The following is a 16,309-nucleotide window of genomic DNA, read 5'->3' on the forward strand; positions in this document are numbered from 1 at the left end:
CATGCTGAATTTACGCCCCATTTCATTCGTTATAGGACTCGTGCTGTCTAAGCTCGCCCTATTTATGTATGTGCCGACACTGGTCGCTTTTTTTACCGGTACGGGTGGCTTCCTTGATTTTGCTCAAGCGGTCATCATCACTCATATTGTCGCCTTTATCTGCTTAAGCTTGGGGCGTACCGCGCACTTTAAGCTCAGCGTGCGCGATATGTTTCTCATCACCAGCTTAGTGTGGACGGTTGCCAGCGCTTTCGCAGCGCTCCCTTTCGTCTTTATCAACCACATCAGCTTTACCGACGCCTACTTTGAAACTATGTCAGGGTTAACCACTACAGGTTCAACCGTGCTCAGTGGCCTTGATAATATGCCGCCCAGCATCTTGTTGTGGCGTTCTATTCTGCAATGGCTTGGTGGGGTTGGGTTTATCGTAATGGCGGTAGCGGTATTACCAATGCTCAATGTGGGTGGGATGAAACTGTTCCAAACCGAATCGTCTGATTGGTCCGATAAAAGTAGCCCACGCGCCAAAACTGTCGCGAAAAATATTGTGCTGGTCTATTTGGTACTGACCTTACTGTGCTTGATTGGCTACATCCTCACTGGCATGACGCTTTTTGAAGCGATCAACCACTCATTCACCACCTTGTCGACTGGTGGATATTCCACCTCCGACGGTTCGATGAACCACTTCTCAAACGGTGCACACTGGGTAGCAACGCTGTTTATGTTTTTGGGGGGCTTGCCCTTTCTACTGTTTGTTGCTGCGGCACGAAAACAAAATATCAAAGTGATCATAAAAGACGCACAAGTTCGCGGATTTGCTTATCTTTTCCTAATTGCCAGTCTCATCATTGCGTTGTGGCTGAATCTCAAACTAGGCTACTACTGGTTGGACGCCCTGCGAGTGGCGATGTTTAATATCGTTTCAGTGGTCACGACTACTGGTTTTGGTTTGGAAGATTTCACCGCCTGGGGCGCACTGCCAAGCACGCTGTTCATCTTCTTAATGGCAGCAGGAGCTTGTTCCGGCTCAACCTCTGGTGGGATTAAAGTGTTCCGCTTCCAAATTGCGATGACGCTGCTCAATAAACAAATTATGAAGTTGGTCCATCCATCAGGCATCTTCGTACAGCGCTATAATCATCGTCCGGTTAATGATGATATTGTCCGCTCAGTCGTCGCTTTTGGTTTGACCTTTTTGATCACTGTCATTGCTATCGCAGGCGCGCTCAGTGCAATGGGCCTTGACCCTGTCACCAGCATTTCAGGTTCCATCACAGCAGTGGCCAACGTTGGTCCCGGAATGGGCTCGGTGATTGGCCCGACGGGCAACTTCGCACCACTGCCTGACGCAGCAAAGTGGGTTCTGAGCTTAGGGATGTTGATGGGGCGTTTAGAAATTTTGACGATTATCGTTCTGTTTTTCCCTGCATTTTGGCGACGTTAAGATGAAGACAATACCTGTGATAATGATGCTGTTAAGCGTGACAGCAAGCGCAGCATCTTGCGCGCAAGTTCTGACCTTAGAAGATGGCCGCCAAGTGAAACTCAATGATGATTTCACATGGCAATATGTTGAACCGCAATCAATGTCGCCGGAAACCGTCATTCACGCGGCCCCTATTGCTCAAAAAGCCCGAGCAACCACCTTTGAGATGGGGAGTGAAAAACCGATTTTACAACTGTCAGATTCTGGAGTGGAAGTGGTACTCGGCGCGGCTTACTACCAAGGAGATACACTCGTTATCCCAACAGCCATCACCAATCAAAGCTCGCAATCTGTCATTGCGGTAGTGCTCAGTATCACTCTTTATGACAAGCAAGGTCAACCGCTGCTCACTCAGCAGTTACCCATTTGGCAATCCATTAAACGGATGGCTGATAGCTATTTACGCCCACAAACTCAAGCGCAAGGAAAGCCGATTACCCTTCAGATTGATCGCCAGCAAGGCTATCAAATTTCGGCCAACATTGAGCGGGTCGAAATGCGTTAAGCACTTACTGGGTGAACAAAAAGGTAAACCGCAAAAAAGTGACAAGTACTGCCACCTAGCACGAATAAATGCCAAATCGCATGGTTATAGGGAATGCGTTTCGCTACATAAAAAATCACCCCGAGCGAATAGACCAAACCACCAACAGCAAGTAGCACCAAACCACCGACCTCGATATTGAGGGCCAGTTGGTAGATCACAACCAAGGATAACCACCCCATCGCCAAATAAGTCACTAGTGAGAACTTTTTAAAACGGTAGACAAAGGCAATTTTCATGATGATACCGAGCAGCGCCAGCAGCCAGATCACCACCATAAGACCTATCGCCAAAGGAGTGCGAAGGCTAACCAACAAAAAGGGTGTGTAACTTCCGGCAATCAGTAGATAAATGGCGCAGTGGTCGAACGTTTTTAGCCAGCGTTTGGCTTTCGGTGTCGCAACGGAGTGATACAGCGTTGAAGCAAGGAATAACGCTATCATGCTGCCACCATAGAGACTCATGCTGATATAAGTCAATGCATCGGCCTGCGCACTTGTTGCCTTGATCAGCAGCAAGACTAAACCGACAAAACTAAGTAATAGCCCCAAACCATGACTCAGTGCATTCGCCCGTTCTTCACCAGCACCATAGCCGTCATTGTCAACAACAGACATAAACACCATACCAAAAGCAATAAAATGTGGGCTTAGTATTGCACACCTCAGCTTACAGTTGTAAGCCTAAATACAAATTTCGTAACGAAACGGGTATCAAGGAGAGCGATAAATCGCGAGTTTTTCGTAAACGACATAGGTACCTCCTATTTAACAAAACGCGATGTAATGCCGATCAGATGACAAACTCAACCAAGCATCTCACACAATTTTAAGCTTTATTTGCAAGAATATTCATCTCAACAATCGTTCAACTATCGATCAATTCAAAACTTGGTGCTAATCTAACTACGATATGAAAGCATATCGTTATTCCTGAATCATTATTTGGATTGGCGAGAGCCAGAAGAGCCACCCTTCAATTATGAAGCTCAACTCATGGTGATTCAGGCCATTAGATTGGCAATGGATGTGCCTGACCGTTAGGTTAATGAATGCGCCCAACAGCTGTCAGGTTTTCGCACACAAACCGTAGTGCAATGCGTCGTCGTAGTGGTTTTGCTGCTGCTCCGACTGCAAAAAAAGTCGCTCCAGCAATGACTTTAGTTGAAAAAAATGCCCTTACTGCATCGAGCACAACTAATGTTGTTCAGGCAGCATAATTAAAAAGCGCAGCTAAACCCTGCGCTTTTTCTTTGCGCTCAATTGGACTTCAATCCGCAATTTGATACCTTTACTCAAAATACTTATAAAAATTGGGGAAAAGAGAATGCAATGTCATCGAATTGAAGAGCTAATTGAACTACTTGCGCCTGAATGGCAAAAAGATCAGCAGCTCAACTTAATGCAATTCATCACCAAACTGGCTCAAGAAGCGGGTTATAAAGGACCATTAGAAGCGCTTACAGATGATGTATTGATCTACCATCTAAAAATGCGCAACAGCGCCAAAGACGAAATGATTCCTGGCCTGAAGAAAGATCAGGAAGATGATTTTAAAACAGCCATTTTACGCGCGCGTGGCATCATAAAATGATGTAGCCCCTGTGATAATGATTAAGATAGCGGCCTTATTAGGTCGCTTTTTTATTATTAGCGATAAGCCTCACGAGTTGAGGCTTTATTGTTAAAGGTTGATAGTGTTAAAGAAATAAAATTGTTATTGGCGTTATACTTGCCGCTTAATAAAGATTGAACAATGATAATTTCTCATCTTGGTATTGTACCCAAAGAGAAAACAGCAATGTCGCAGAGTGTGAACTAAAAGAAATCACACCTTACAGCCCAACAAGGATCATTTCATGAGTCAGGACAAAATCGATATAAAGGATGTGACTCCTAAAATATTCAACCCCAAAACTCACAAAGGCAACGGTGACCGTTTTAACCCCAGCAACCGTATTTATGTGCGCGAAAGTAAAGGTACTTATCAACAACTCCGCCGTTATGGCGGCTGGTTTTTATTACTGCTTTTTACTTTGGTACCGTGGATCTCTTATGGTGATCGTCAAGCAATTTTGCTCGATATCGGCCACCAGCAATTTAACTTTTTCGGCACCACACTTTATCCACAAGACCTCACTCTACTTGCCCTGTTATTTATGATTGCGGCATTCGGCCTGTTTTTTATTACCACTTTTCTTGGCCGTGTCTGGTGTGGCTATCTGTGCCCGCAAACTGTGTGGACATTTATCTACATTTGGTTTGAAGAAAAACTCGAAGGCGCCGCCAATAAACGCCGCAAGCAGGACTCAGGAAAACTCACCGCTAATCTTGCTATAAGAAAAGCCATCAAACACATTGCTTGGCTGGCGATTGCACTCGGTACTGGTTTTACTTTTGTCGGCTATTTCGTCCCGGTACGCGAACTCGTGGTGAACTTTTTCACACTCGATGAAAGTTTCTGGCCCGTCTTCTGGGTACTCTTTTTCACCCTTTGTACTTACGGAAATGCAGGCTGGATGCGTTCGATCGTCTGCATTCATATGTGTCCTTATGCTCGCTTTCAGTCTGCGATGTTTGACAAAGATACCTTTATTGTTGGCTATGACAGCAAACGCGGTGAAACTCGTGGGCCACGCGCTCGTAAAGCCGATCACAAAGCACTCGGTTTAGGTGACTGCATTGATTGTGATTTGTGCGTACAAGTGTGTCCGACTGGCATCGATATTCGTGATGGCTTGCAGTACGAATGCATTAACTGCGGCGCTTGTATTGATGCGTGCGATACCACGATGGAACGTATGGGCTATGAAAAAGGGCTTATCAGCTATACCACGGAGCACCGCCTCTCCGGCCACCACACCAAAATACTCAGGCCTAAATTACTCGGTTATGGCACGGTACTGCTGGTGATGTTTGGCTTATTCATCGCTCAAGTAGCCAGCGTTGATCCGGTCGGCTTAAGTGTATTGCGTGATAGAAACCAGCTATTTAAAACCAACAGCAATGGTGAAATTGAGAACACTTACACCTTGAAAGTCATCAACAAAACTCAGCAAACGCAAGAGTATAAGCTTGACGTGAAAGGGCTATCGGACGTCTCTTGGTATGGTAAACAAACCATCCAAGTCAAACCAGGAGAGGTATTGAACCTACCAACCAGCCTTGGCGTCGCTCCTGACAAACTCAGCTCTCCTATAGCGACGATTCAGTTTATACTCACGGACAGTAACCAATTCACGATAGAAGTTGAGAGCCGGTTTATTAATAAACTCTAACTTCGTAACGAATGGAAAAGGGCTCAGTAATGGTAATGCCGATCAGTTAAGGCCAAAGGGATCGGTTGAACGATCCTTCAGAGCTGTCAAAATCCAAGTGTATTTAATGCACTTGGATTTTTTTATGGATGTTTCCCAAGCTCTAAACATAATTAATGATTGGAAACCTAGCAACGTTGAGACTTTGTCTGACTTACTTCCAATTGACCTCATCAACGAAGCTTATTCTCTTACTGATACCGTCACGATGAGAAAGAGGAAATTAACTCTAGAATCCATGGTTTGGTTACTTGTTGGAATGGCTATCTATAACAATAAATCCATGAAAGACTTAGTTAACCAGCTTGATATTGTCGATCGTACGGGTAAAGCTTTTGTCGCACCGAGTGCGTTGACTCAACGTCGAAAGACGTTGGGTGAAGGCGCAATTAAAGCGGTCTTTGAGCAAATGACGACTTCATGGTTAAAAAGTGCAAAGTTACCCCAGTGGAATGGATTAACGCTTCTTGGCGTCGATGGAGTGGTTTGGCGCACGCCCGATAACCCGCAAAATGAAAATGCATTTTCTCGACAAAAAGGGACACAATATCCGCAAGTGAGAATGGTCTGCCAAATGGAACTAAGCAGTCATATTATCACGGCCAGTGCTTTTGATAACTACAATACAAACGAAATGGTATTAGCTGAAAAACTGATAGAAACAACACCGAATCATAGCGTGACAATGTTCGATAAGGGGTTCTATTCTTTAGGCTTATTACATAAATGGCAAGACTCTGGCTCAGAGCGCCATTGGCTTATTCCCCTCAAGAAAAATACACAATATGACATTGTTCAATCTTTAGGGCGAAATGACAAACTTGTTCAATTACACAGTAATCCAAGAGCTAGAAAGCGATGGTCTGATTTACCAAAGTCGATAACCGCTCGACTTGTCACTCGTAAAATTAAAGGAAAAGACTACCAAGTATTAACTTCTATGACAGATCCGCTGCGTTACCCATCAAAAGATATTACTGGTCTTTATGAGCATCGTTGGGAGATAGAGCTAGGCTACCGAGAGCAAAAACAATACATGCTTGGAAACCGTCTCACGCTGCGAAGTCGTTTGCCAGAGTTGGTAAAGCAGGAGTTATGGGGCATCTTACTTACTTACAATTTAATTCGATATCAGATGGTAGAGCTCTGCTTCAATTTAAAGGGAAACTACCTTCCTTATCAACTGAGTTTTAACGGCACATTAGCTCATGTATCTGCGTTACTTGTAGGCTTACCTTACTCAACACCAGGAGCAATACCTCGTCAGTTAAAGGGTTTTCACAACATGGCTGAAAGCTTAATACTTGAAGGGCGAAGGGAAAGAACATTCCCTAGAACAGTTAAGCCTAGACCACAACGGTATGCTAAGAACAAAAATGCCGTTCACTCTTAAGTGAACGGCATTACTCAGTAATGGGCCCTTTTTAATCATGACCAAAGCTTCTTTCCATTTTGATGCACTCACCCCTGATACCATGTGGTATGCCTTAGAAAGCATCGGCATTCGTGCTGAATCAGGATTTCTGGCACTCAACAGTTACGAAAACCGCGTTTATCAATTCATCGATGAAGAACGCCAACGCTATGTGGTGAAATTCTATCGACCTCAGCGCTGGAGTGTTGAGCAAATTCAAGAGGAGCACGATTTCACACGCGAGCTGTACGCGGCGGAAATTCCGATTGCTGAGCCATTACTCATCAACGGTGCAACCTTACATCACTATCAGGGCTATCATTTCGCGCTGTTTAACAGTGTGGGTGGGCGGCAGTTTGAAGTGGACAATATGGACCAATTAGAAGGCGTGGGCCGATTTCTTGGACGCATTCATCACATCAGTGCCACTCGTACATTTGTTCATCGCCCGACCATCAGCTTAGATGAGTATCTTTATCAACCCAAACAGCTATTGGAAAATGCGTCCTTTATACCTCAGCACTTGCAAAATACCTTTTTCAGTGACTTATCGTTATTGATCAACAAAATTGAACAGCAATGGCCAGCAAAATCCGCGGCCATCCGCTTGCATGGTGATTGCCATCCAGGCAATATTTTGTGGCGAGATGGGCCCATGTTTGTCGATTTAGACGATGCTCGCAATGGACCAGCAGTACAGGATTTGTGGATGCTACTCAATGGCGAATTGCAAGATAAGCGAATGCAGTTGGACATTATCTTGGAGTCGTATCAAGAGTTTCACGATTTTAATCCAGCCGAATTGAAACTAATTGAACCGTTACGCGGTCTACGAATGGTGCATTACATGGCATGGTTGGCCAAACGATGGCAGGACCCTGCTTTTCCACTCGCCTTCCCTTGGTTTAATGACCCTAAATATTGGGAAAGCCAAGTGCTTGCGTTTAAAGAACAAATAGCAGCATTAGACGAGCCCACACTCTCACTAATGCCACAATGGTAAGTCACCTTGAAGCAATAAATGGAGTACACAATGAAGAAGCTTTTTGCACTGGTTGCAACCTTACTGCTGAGCTTATCGGCTCATGCAGCCCAATTTAAAGAAGGTGAGCATTATAAAGTGCTTGATCTTGAACCCTCTAAAAATCCAACCGTGACGGAGTTTTTCTCCTTTTACTGCCCACACTGTAATACCTTTGAGCCGATCATCGCCCAACTGAAAAAGCAGCTCCCACAAGGGGTGACTCTGCAGAAAAACCATGTTTCTTTTATGGGTGGCTCTATGGGTAAATCAATGAGTAAAGCTTACGCCACCATGCTTGCCCTCAAAGTTGAAGACAAAATGGTGCCCGTGATGTTTAACCGCATCCACACGATGCGTAAACCACCAAGAGATGATGCGGATCTACGCCAAATCTTCCTAGACGAAGGTATTGATGCAGCAAAATTTGATGCCGCCTTTAATGGTTTTGCCGTCGATTCAATGGTGCGCCGCTTTGACAAACAGTTCCAAGAAAGCGGCCTTTCAGGTGTGCCTGCTGTCGTGGTTAACAATCATTATTTGGTGCAAGGACAAGGTGTTAAATCGACCAATGAATACTTCGAACTGGTCAATTACCTACTGACCAAGTAATCATTCAAAAATGAGGAGCAACGGCTCCTCATTTTTACTTAATCAAGTTCAACCTTGCAGCGCTTTCTCATACAACCAATATTGAAACACAAGCCATCGCAGCACAAAACTGTGTATGTCTAAGACAAGGCTCACCCTTCATTCATAAAACGGTCAGATTAGTTTTATCGTGTCGTCATCCAAGTTTATTCATATACTTAACCACTATTGAATCAAAGTATGGAAACTCCTAATGAATAAATACCTGTCCATGACGCTTGTTAGCGCTCTGGCTTTTCATGTATCTGCCGAACTGGCTCCAGAAACAGGTTTAAGTGGTGAGATTGCCATTAATACTATTTTTGCATCTTCCCAATCATCATTTGATACGGGTGGAGATGAGCGTATTACATCACTCGAAACAAAGAGTAGCCGGCAGTCAAACTTTGCCGTTGGGCCTTTGGGTAACCTTGCTTACACCTTCGGGGACAAACGTCAACAACAGGTTTATCTAGGCACCTCACGTGATGATATTGCCGTCGGCACTTTAGCGCTTCAGCTGGGCTATCAATATGAGATGGAGACAGGTACCGTGGTTGATGTGGCTTTTTTGCCGACCGTGATGTCTGGAAAAACCTGGGCCAATCCTTACCAACTAAACAGTCAGCGCCAAGAAACCGATGAGTCAGGAAATGCCTACCGATTAACATTCAATAGTATTCAAGGCAGCCCATGGACTATCGATGTCGCTTACGCGACCAAAGAGATCGACAACGATCAGTTTCCAAGCCCTGAACTGGCTCGTGATGGTAAAAGTTACTACCTAAAAGGGCAGTATCGTTATTCTCTGAGCCCAACCAGTTTGTTACAGCCCTCCATCACTTATATCAACCACCAAGCGGATGGCGACGCCAATACTCATCACTCTTACGCCGCCGATCTCTCCTACTTCACGTTTATCAATCGCCATAAACTGGCGCTGACCGCTGGTTATACCAAGCGCGACTATCAAGGTGGAAATTCACTGTTTAATCACACTGTGCGTAATGACGATGAACTGAGCCTATTCTTCGCGTACGAATACAGTCAATTTATGGATTGGGATGATTGGTCATTAATCGCTTTAGCCGGTTATAACCAATCGAGCTCAAACCTCTCGTTTTACGACGAATCGTCTCTCTTTACAGCGCTAGGGTTAAATTACCAATTTTAAGTTCATTACACCGCTTGTGCGGTCAGTTGTTTCAACAAGCGGTCCATCGCTCGATAGCCGAGTGCTTCCGCTAGATGGGGCTTAGCAATCTGCTCGGCCCCTTCTAAATCAGCAATCGTACGCGCCACTTTGATAATGCGATGATACGCGCGGATGGAGAGCCCTAGGCGGTGCAGTGCATTTTCCAAAAATTCGGCGTCAGCCTTAGTTAAAGGGCAATACTGTTCAATTTCTCGGCTCCCCAACAAAGCATTAACCTTGCCATTACGAATCACCATCCGTTCACGAGCAATCAACACTCTTTCTTTAACCACAGCCGTTGCTTCACCTCTTTCGCCGCCATTTGCCAGCATTCCTTTGGGAAGCGAGGGGATTTCTATCGACATGTCAAAGCGATCAAGCAGTGGCCCCGATAAGCGTCTCAAATAGCGCAAAATACTCTGCGGGTTGGCTCTGGCTTGCGTGCCTTCGTAATAACCAGTTGGGCTGGGGTTCAACGCCCCCACTAATTGAAAGCGAGCTGGAAAACGCGTTTTGCCTTGCGCTCTTGAAATAATAATTTCACCTGACTCTAATGGCTCACGCAATGAGTCGAGCACTTTTCGTTCAAATTCCGGCATTTTCCTAATATCGAGTTTGAGTAATAAATATTGTCAGTTTGATGCTTGGAAAATTGTGAGTATTGTCAGAGTTAGTGGAGCGCATCGCTTCAGATGCTAGCGGAACGATAGGTCGTTCATTTTTGTATTTAGTCACTCTCGAATCCAAGGTACTCGTAATGATGGAAGATACACGTATACCTTGTTGAAAAATTTGATGTGTAAGGCTAACTCATTGATTGTAAATTGACATCTTGTCATGAAATTGTAAGCATAAGGAGAAAAAGGGGATCCTTATGAATCGAATCGTGATGATAATTTTATTAATGCTTCCGTCATATGTACAGGCAATCAGTTCGCTTAGTGAGATTTCACAGTTTGCTAAGGAGATTTGTGAGCAAATAAAGGCAAATGGCTCTGTTTCCTCAACCGAAGTCAAAGCTAAATTACAAGGCAATGCGGGGACAATCTCGAAACTGATTGGCGCCAAAATTGATGGTAGTGGTGACTTTATCGTTCATAATAACATATATAAAGGTATCCCTTACGAAGAGCTTTCAGTGCAAATGTTAGATTCTAGAGACTGTAAATTACAACTAGCATACTCGCTAATAGATAGAAAAAAAGCTATAGAACAAGGTTCAATTATCTCAGCTGAAAGTAGCAATTATATTATCAATGCTGATGGTGAAACAATTTTGTTAATGAAAAGTCCTAATTTTTTAAAATATAATAAAGACAAAACAAACGCAGAATATAAAAATATTTTAATACATAAAACTCCAATTAGGCTAATAGAATCTGGATATATTGAAGATATCCAAGGCGTAAAAGTCAGTTGGTCAAAAGTCCAAGTTTTGGCAGGTATGAACAATAAAGACATAGGCTGGACTCTAACAAGTAATATATCGTTTAAGTAGTGATATTTAATAAATATAGCTAAAAACATTAGAGTGTTAACGTTACCAACCTATTATAATAATGAAGGTATAAATCATGTTTTTCCCATTTGACGAAAAAAGTAATATTGGTTCTGAACTTAGAAGGCTGAAGATATCGACAAGAAACAAGGTCAGAGCAATTTCTTCTGCCAATGATAAAGAGTCTGTAGGTCTAATGAATAATCTTCGGAAAAAATGCAATGTTACAGAGTTATACCAAGCAGAAAAAGCAGTAAAAGCTTTATCCGTTGGCAGCAAGTTATTACCCGAACTATTCCCAAAGGAGCCTCAATTTCGGGAGGATTTTATAAGACTAGATGAGTTTGATCTGAATAAAAAACTCTCATATATGGATAATGTTATTAAATCAAATAAAAAAGAAATAGAAAAATTCTTTTTTGATTTGTTCAACATAAATGAGAGTATATATAAAAATGATCTATTCTTAGCTGAGAGTTTATTAAAAGGAGCTATCGATGAGCACGGTCATAGCCATGTTTTACTGAGAAAAGCAATATTTATCATTTCCCAAGATGAAACGTCTAAATTCGAGAGTCTTAGTGAGATTATTAAGTCATATGGAATTAGAAGTAATGTGGTAAATACGTTACTTTATTGTTACAAGGAAGAGCAAGATTATTTGAGTGTCAAAAAGTCTGTAATGTCTACAAAAAATAAAGGCGCCTTTAATCAATTTACAAGAGATTTATTGCGCATCGGCTTTCACCCTCATGCCAAAGATCCTTCAGACTTAATTCAGTTGACACAAAGTTGCTTACAATCAAGTTTAGTAGATGCAATCATTATCTTAAAAGTGAATGGTTATCATTTTGACAATTCAAAATATGGTTATATTGAATGGGTGTTTAACCTCATTAATGCTCATTCTAAGCCGATACAGCAAATACTCGACCTTGCAAAGGACTATGGCGATGCAGAAGGTGTTTTCTTTCAAAGAAGTTGTGCTTGGATTGAAAATGATGAAGTTGTTCAGTATCGGTTGCTTATTGATCACTTTAATGACGCTCCTGAGTCTTCATATTTCGATATAAACGATAATCTTGTATCTAGAGTAATTAAGAATATAAGTATAAATAGTATTGAAGAAATACTTAGTAAGGAAATGGTATTAGAGTTCGGTGGCAATAAATTATCTGTCAATAAATCTTCAATTTCTAACTCTGCACTGCTAAATTTAATTATTCATATAAATGAAGGAAAGATTTTCACTACGGAGGAAGTTTTACTGCGTTTAATGGAAAATACTCGAGATCTAGCTAGAACAATAAATATAGACCACATTAAAAACTTCATATTATCAGCTCCAAGTGAATTATCTGAGATTGTTTTACTATTATTAATATTCAAAAGAAGTAAGAATGAAGCAGATCATTACAAGTTGCGGAGAAAATTGCAAAACTATGTAATTGATAAAAATGGGTCTAGTTTAGTTAATTTTGTCGATAGTGTTTCTAAGAAATCTCAAGCAGTAGCAGAATATACTTATGAAGTATGTACAGAAGACTTTATCTCTAAGCTAAGTCACATAATTATCTCGACAGAAAAAATAACGGAAACTAGAGCAAACCTTCATGATTGGATGGGAGATGTTACAGGTGATAATAGTTATAAAGTAAGAGCTAAAAACTTAATTATTGACCATAAGATAAATCTTGTAAAAGGCGAGTTAGATGACAATAGAATATATGTTGATACTTCTAAATTCTTAGAATGGATGCAAGATGAAATCGCACAAGATTTAACTACAGTATTATCATTTTCATTACATGATAAGGACGCAGTAAATACCAATGAACCTCAAATAATTCAGATAATATCAAAATGTTATTCAGAGTTTTGTTCAAATAATTTATTTGGTATTGCATCTTACCTTGGAAGACGACTTCGTCATGGGACATTTAAAGGGCACCTTTATCATAGTGTTGTTAATGAAATAGAGCAAACTTATAACGAAATGATTAGCAACCCTTTAATATATCCACTATGGTCTTCATTTAAAGATAAATATAAAAATGAAGTGGACTCAATTGTTAAAAACAAGCTTCATATAAAGAAAAGTAGTACGTTCGAAGGTTTTCTTTCACCAGAAATTAGCGGGGCTAATAAAATAGAGGTTTTGAGTGGTTGTATTAACAACGTGTACTCTGACTTTGAAAAAAACAGTAGTTCCTATAACTCAATTTTATTGATTAATGAATATTGCTGGAGACTTGCAGAAATTGACATGAGATCTGTTCATGGTTTTTTGAAGAGTAGAAAAAACAATCTCGTAGATATGGAAATTCTAAGTGAGATAAGGAAAAAATCACTACAAATCACAATTGATAGCTCGAGAATATCTAGTTTTCAGAGGGATATTCAGCGTCTTGTAAATGATAAACTTACAGAGATGTATAGTTGGTTCAAAAAACCTCAAAGTGTGTCTCCCAAAGCATCTTTAAATCTTTTATATAAAGTTGTAGTTACTGAAGTGAAACAGAGCTATCCCAACTTTTCACCAGATACGAGTTTTGAGGAAGAAAACGATATTGAATTGATAGGTGGAGCTTATCACGTACTCTACGATGCTCTCTACGTAATAGTATTTAATGCAGCACAACATGGGAAAGAGTCTGGAGAAATATTTAGAAGCTTCACAATTGATCGTGATGAATCAAGTGCTTTTGTTCGAGTAAAGTTTGACTCAGAAATATGTGACACTTCAAATGAAGATAGTATAGTTGATCTACTTACAGTTAGCTTAGATGATGATGATATTGACCAAGCTCAAACTGTAGAAAACCTCAGTGGTATTAAAAAACTTTACCACTTAGACAAGTATGACGAGAACTTTGAAATAATTAACATAGAATGTGTTAAACGAAAAGTTTGTATTGAAATGATTTACAGGTTGGGCCACCTATGAAAAACATTTTAATTATCGAAGACGACAGCTTTAAAGCTGACAGTCTTGAACAATTTTTGATTCAGTATAATTCAAAAGCCGATATAAAGATTGCAGGTAGCTTAGCTGAAGCTATTAATTCTGTAAATAGAGAGGTTTTTGACTTGATTTTAGTCGATATGGCAATACCTAGCCATCCTTCTGTTGCTGGAGGTGGTGCTCCTACATCGCTTTTAACTGGCGGGATAGATGTATTATTAGAGCTTAATTATTTGAATAGAAAAGACCCTTGTATTGTCGTCACTCAATACCCTGATATTGATATTTCAGGAAAATTTTATGATTTAAAACAAGCAAAATTTGAGTTTAAAGACCAATTAGGTTGCGATGTGATAGATTGCATAGAATATAAAGAGGGTGAATCCTCTTGGCAACACAGTTTGAAAAATATATTGGATGAATTATGAAAGTATTAGTTGTTGAGGATAACCCCGAGAAGTTGTCTGAAATAAAAGACGTTTTGAATGGCATAGGTTTTGATATAAAAATAAAAGACTGTAATTCAATCATTAGTTTCAGTGCTGAGATAAATAAGGAAACGTTTGATTTAGTAGTTGTTGACCTGGTTCTTCCTATATTTGGGGAAACTGTTCTAGACAAGCCTCAGGATGTTACATCGAGAATGGTTGAAATAATTAGAGATTATGATTCTAAAAATTATAAGACTCCTGTTATTGCAATTACCCAGTTTTCTGATTCAGCTGAAAGTAATTTTTCGAACTTAAATAGACATGATATTAATGTCATAACTTACGAGCAAGGTTCTGAAGATTGGAAAAAATCTTTTATAAGGAAAATAGTATCCTGCATACCTAAGGTGACATACGATTTTATAATTGTATGTGCATTGGAAAAGGAAGCAGAATCATATATAGAGGCTGGTTATACGAAACCAAAGACTTCAATTAAATTCGGATTGAATTGCCAAGATATTATGATCGATGGTCATAGTGGGATAATTATTGTTCCTCCAAGGATGGGGCTAGTTAATACATCAATTGTTAGTGCTCGAGCCATTGATTTATTCGAACCAAAAATAATATGTATGAGTGGGATTTGCGCTGGGATTGAAGGTAAGGCTAATATTTACGATATTGTAATCCCTTCACAATGTGATCAGCATGATGCTGGTAAATGGTCAAGTGAAGGCTTTGTACCTGAAAGTTACTCTATTCCACTAATTCACGATACTGAGGTAGCTATTAATCGGATAGTGAAAGAAAAGTCTTTTATTGATGAGATAAGTTGCGATGTGCTTTTACAGGGTTCTGAAATGATTGATGATTCATCATCCTTAGATGTAAAAATATATACAGCGACTACATCCAGTGGAAGTAGTGTCATTGCCGATGAAACAATGTTGGATCATGTCACTGCTCAACATCGAAAAAAGACGGCTTTTGAGATGGAATCGTACGCACTTTATGAAGCTGCTAGACGTTCTCCATTAAAACCAAACTATTTTAGCGCAAAGTCAGTTGTAGATAATGGTAATACAAGTAAAGGGGATGAATACCATCGAGTTGCCGCTTTAATATCGGCTAAGGCTGTATATGGATTGATCAAAGAACTAATATAAAGTTCTAATTGACTTCGTTATTCATAAACACAGCTGTTTATCTAAACAATTGTTAATATTTACTTGTTAGAAGTTTGAGGAAAAGAATGTCCGAACCCAAGGATTTCTGTGTGGACTCTGTTGATAGCTACGCTTTAGCCCAGGCTAAACATTACCAAAAGAAAGCAGATCATAATAAGTTTGAAAGTATCTGGTGTTTTCGCGGCGTTATGATTTGCTCTTTACTCGCTCCGTTGTTTGTAAGTTTTGGTGAGGGCATATGGTTGTCAAAGGTTGTTCCGTCTGGATTATCGGCCATTGCTGCATTTTCGACAGCGTGGATCCAATTGAGAAAGCCACAAACCCTTTGGACTGTATATAGAACAGCACAAAGAAGAATAGAAACAGCTTTAATTCATTACCGATATAAAACAGACGCATATGAAGATTTGCCAGATACTGTAGCTGATAAGTTGCTGATTTCGGAAGTTACAAGCTTTGCTTCAGAAGCACACAATATGTGGACTAAAGCAGTACCTGATACCAATTCGCTTAGTAATTTTGCACCTGATGATGCGAAAGCAAAATAGGGCTTATTTTATTAAAAGCAACTTGACTTAGTTTTTATCTTTTGATATTCATGATGAGGTTAATTGAC

The 16,309-nt window shown here is 40.6% G+C and carries 15 protein-coding genes and 1 pseudogene; 14 read left to right on the plus strand and 2 right to left on the minus strand.

What is annotated here, in order from left to right; genetic code table 11:
- The first annotated feature begins 1 nt into the window (after position 1).
- Together N5E84_RS12825 and N5E84_RS12830 are read left to right on the plus strand one after the other, a co-directional pair.
- A complete protein-coding gene (locus N5E84_RS12825) occupies positions 2 to 1,447 on the plus strand; it encodes a TrkH family potassium uptake protein (RefSeq protein ID WP_019283077.1) in 1,446 nt (481 codons plus the stop codon).
- 1 nt (position 1,448) lies between these two features.
- Positions 1,449 to 1,994, plus strand: a complete 546-nt coding sequence (locus tag N5E84_RS12830; RefSeq protein WP_019283076.1) for a DUF3157 family protein — start codon at positions 1,449 to 1,451, stop codon at positions 1,992 to 1,994.
- Here the strand turns inward: N5E84_RS12830 and trhA are convergent.
- A complete protein-coding gene (gene trhA / locus N5E84_RS12835) occupies positions 1,991 to 2,650 on the minus strand; it encodes a PAQR family membrane homeostasis protein TrhA (protein ID WP_095661213.1) in 660 nt (219 codons plus the stop codon). The genes N5E84_RS12830 and trhA overlap by 4 nt on opposite strands.
- A gap of 434 nt (positions 2,651 to 3,084) precedes the next feature.
- On the opposite strand from trhA, the gene N5E84_RS12840 reads away from it, so the two are divergent.
- From N5E84_RS12840 to N5E84_RS12870, 7 genes are all read left to right on the plus strand, one after another.
- The gene (locus N5E84_RS12840) at positions 3,085 to 3,252 is read left to right on the plus strand and encodes a hypothetical protein (RefSeq protein ID WP_010319922.1); all 168 of its coding nucleotides are present in this window, start codon (positions 3,085 to 3,087) and stop codon (positions 3,250 to 3,252) included.
- Positions 3,253 to 3,359: 107 nt separating this feature from the next.
- On the plus strand, positions 3,360 to 3,626 hold the full coding sequence (locus N5E84_RS12845; RefSeq protein WP_029189868.1) for a YihD family protein: 267 nt from the start codon (positions 3,360 to 3,362) through the stop codon (positions 3,624 to 3,626).
- Between the two features lie 265 nt (positions 3,627 to 3,891).
- Positions 3,892 to 5,310 (plus strand): cytochrome c oxidase accessory protein CcoG, encoded by a 1,419-nt coding sequence (gene ccoG / locus N5E84_RS12850; protein ID WP_017046352.1) that lies wholly within the window; start codon positions 3,892 to 3,894, stop codon positions 5,308 to 5,310.
- Between the two features lie 124 nt (positions 5,311 to 5,434).
- Complete coding sequence (locus tag N5E84_RS12855) at positions 5,435 to 6,742, plus strand: IS4-like element ISVa16 family transposase (RefSeq protein WP_029388402.1); 1,308 nt, start codon at positions 5,435 to 5,437, stop codon at positions 6,740 to 6,742.
- Between the two features lie 37 nt (positions 6,743 to 6,779).
- Entirely contained in the window at positions 6,780 to 7,766 is a 987-nt protein-coding gene (locus N5E84_RS12860) for a serine/threonine protein kinase (RefSeq protein ID WP_026028515.1), read from the plus strand.
- Between the two features lie 30 nt (positions 7,767 to 7,796).
- Positions 7,797 to 8,396 (plus strand): thiol:disulfide interchange protein DsbA/DsbL, encoded by a 600-nt coding sequence (locus N5E84_RS12865; RefSeq protein WP_026028316.1) that lies wholly within the window; start codon positions 7,797 to 7,799, stop codon positions 8,394 to 8,396.
- 232 nt (positions 8,397 to 8,628) lie between these two features.
- Positions 8,629 to 9,588, plus strand: coding sequence for a DUF2860 domain-containing protein (locus N5E84_RS12870; protein WP_017048695.1), 960 nt, complete (start codon positions 8,629 to 8,631; stop codon positions 9,586 to 9,588).
- Positions 9,589 to 9,593: 5 nt separating this feature from the next.
- Here the strand turns inward: N5E84_RS12870 and N5E84_RS12875 are convergent.
- Positions 9,594 to 10,232: pseudogene (locus tag N5E84_RS12875) on the minus strand (ATP-binding protein); the annotation flags it as partial.
- A gap of 251 nt (positions 10,233 to 10,483) precedes the next feature.
- On the opposite strand from N5E84_RS12875, the gene N5E84_RS12880 reads away from it, so the two are divergent.
- The 5 genes from N5E84_RS12880 to N5E84_RS12900 all read left to right on the plus strand — a co-directional run bounded on the left by N5E84_RS12880 (position 10,484) and on the right by N5E84_RS12900 (position 16,241).
- Positions 10,484 to 11,107 (plus strand): hypothetical protein, encoded by a 624-nt coding sequence (locus N5E84_RS12880; RefSeq protein ID WP_019283117.1) that lies wholly within the window; start codon positions 10,484 to 10,486, stop codon positions 11,105 to 11,107.
- A 76-nt stretch (positions 11,108 to 11,183) separates the two neighbouring features.
- On the plus strand, positions 11,184 to 14,054 hold the full coding sequence (locus N5E84_RS12885; protein WP_198303352.1) for a hypothetical protein: 2,871 nt from the start codon (positions 11,184 to 11,186) through the stop codon (positions 14,052 to 14,054).
- A complete protein-coding gene (locus N5E84_RS12890) occupies positions 14,051 to 14,500 on the plus strand; it encodes a response regulator (protein WP_019283385.1) in 450 nt (149 codons plus the stop codon). The genes N5E84_RS12885 and N5E84_RS12890 overlap by 4 nt, the downstream gene beginning before the upstream one ends.
- Positions 14,497 to 15,672, plus strand: a complete 1,176-nt coding sequence (locus N5E84_RS12895) for a nucleoside phosphorylase (RefSeq protein WP_019283384.1) — start codon at positions 14,497 to 14,499, stop codon at positions 15,670 to 15,672. Before N5E84_RS12890 ends, N5E84_RS12895 begins: the two co-directional genes overlap by 4 nt.
- A 110-nt stretch (positions 15,673 to 15,782) precedes the next feature.
- Positions 15,783 to 16,241: a DUF4231 domain-containing protein gene (locus tag N5E84_RS12900; RefSeq protein WP_232513663.1), complete on the plus strand. Its 459-nt coding sequence runs from the start codon at positions 15,783 to 15,785 to the stop codon at positions 16,239 to 16,241.
- The last annotated feature ends 68 nt before the right edge of the window (positions 16,242 to 16,309 follow it).

Source organism: Vibrio sp. J502 (genome assembly GCF_025397955.1).
In the GTDB taxonomy this organism is placed as follows: domain Bacteria; phylum Pseudomonadota; class Gammaproteobacteria; order Enterobacterales; family Vibrionaceae; genus Vibrio; species Vibrio anguillarum.

Coding starts and splice junctions, on each gene's coding strand:
- N5E84_RS12890 (WP_019283385.1), top strand. CDS start 14,051: ATGAAAAACATTTTAATTATCGAAGACGACAGCTTTAAAGCTGACAGT.
- N5E84_RS12855 (WP_029388402.1), top strand. CDS start 5,435: ATGGATGTTTCCCAAGCTCTAAACATAATTAATGATTGGAAACCTAGC.
- N5E84_RS12860 (WP_026028515.1), top strand. CDS start 6,780: ATGACCAAAGCTTCTTTCCATTTTGATGCACTCACCCCTGATACCATG.
- N5E84_RS12885 (WP_198303352.1), top strand. CDS start 11,184: ATGTTTTTCCCATTTGACGAAAAAAGTAATATTGGTTCTGAACTTAGA.
- ccoG (WP_017046352.1), top strand. CDS start 3,892: ATGAGTCAGGACAAAATCGATATAAAGGATGTGACTCCTAAAATATTC.
- N5E84_RS12895 (WP_019283384.1), top strand. CDS start 14,497: ATGAAAGTATTAGTTGTTGAGGATAACCCCGAGAAGTTGTCTGAAATA.
- N5E84_RS12865 (WP_026028316.1), top strand. CDS start 7,797: ATGAAGAAGCTTTTTGCACTGGTTGCAACCTTACTGCTGAGCTTATCG.
- N5E84_RS12845 (WP_029189868.1), top strand. CDS start 3,360: ATGCAATGTCATCGAATTGAAGAGCTAATTGAACTACTTGCGCCTGAA.
- N5E84_RS12880 (WP_019283117.1), top strand. CDS start 10,484: ATGAATCGAATCGTGATGATAATTTTATTAATGCTTCCGTCATATGTA.
- N5E84_RS12830 (WP_019283076.1), top strand. CDS start 1,449: ATGAAGACAATACCTGTGATAATGATGCTGTTAAGCGTGACAGCAAGC.
- trhA (WP_095661213.1), bottom strand. CDS start 2,650: ATGTCTGTTGTTGACAATGACGGCTATGGTGCTGGTGAAGAACGGGCG.
- N5E84_RS12825 (WP_019283077.1), top strand. CDS start 2: ATGCTGAATTTACGCCCCATTTCATTCGTTATAGGACTCGTGCTGTCT.
- N5E84_RS12840 (WP_010319922.1), top strand. CDS start 3,085: ATGCGCCCAACAGCTGTCAGGTTTTCGCACACAAACCGTAGTGCAATG.
- N5E84_RS12870 (WP_017048695.1), top strand. CDS start 8,629: ATGAATAAATACCTGTCCATGACGCTTGTTAGCGCTCTGGCTTTTCAT.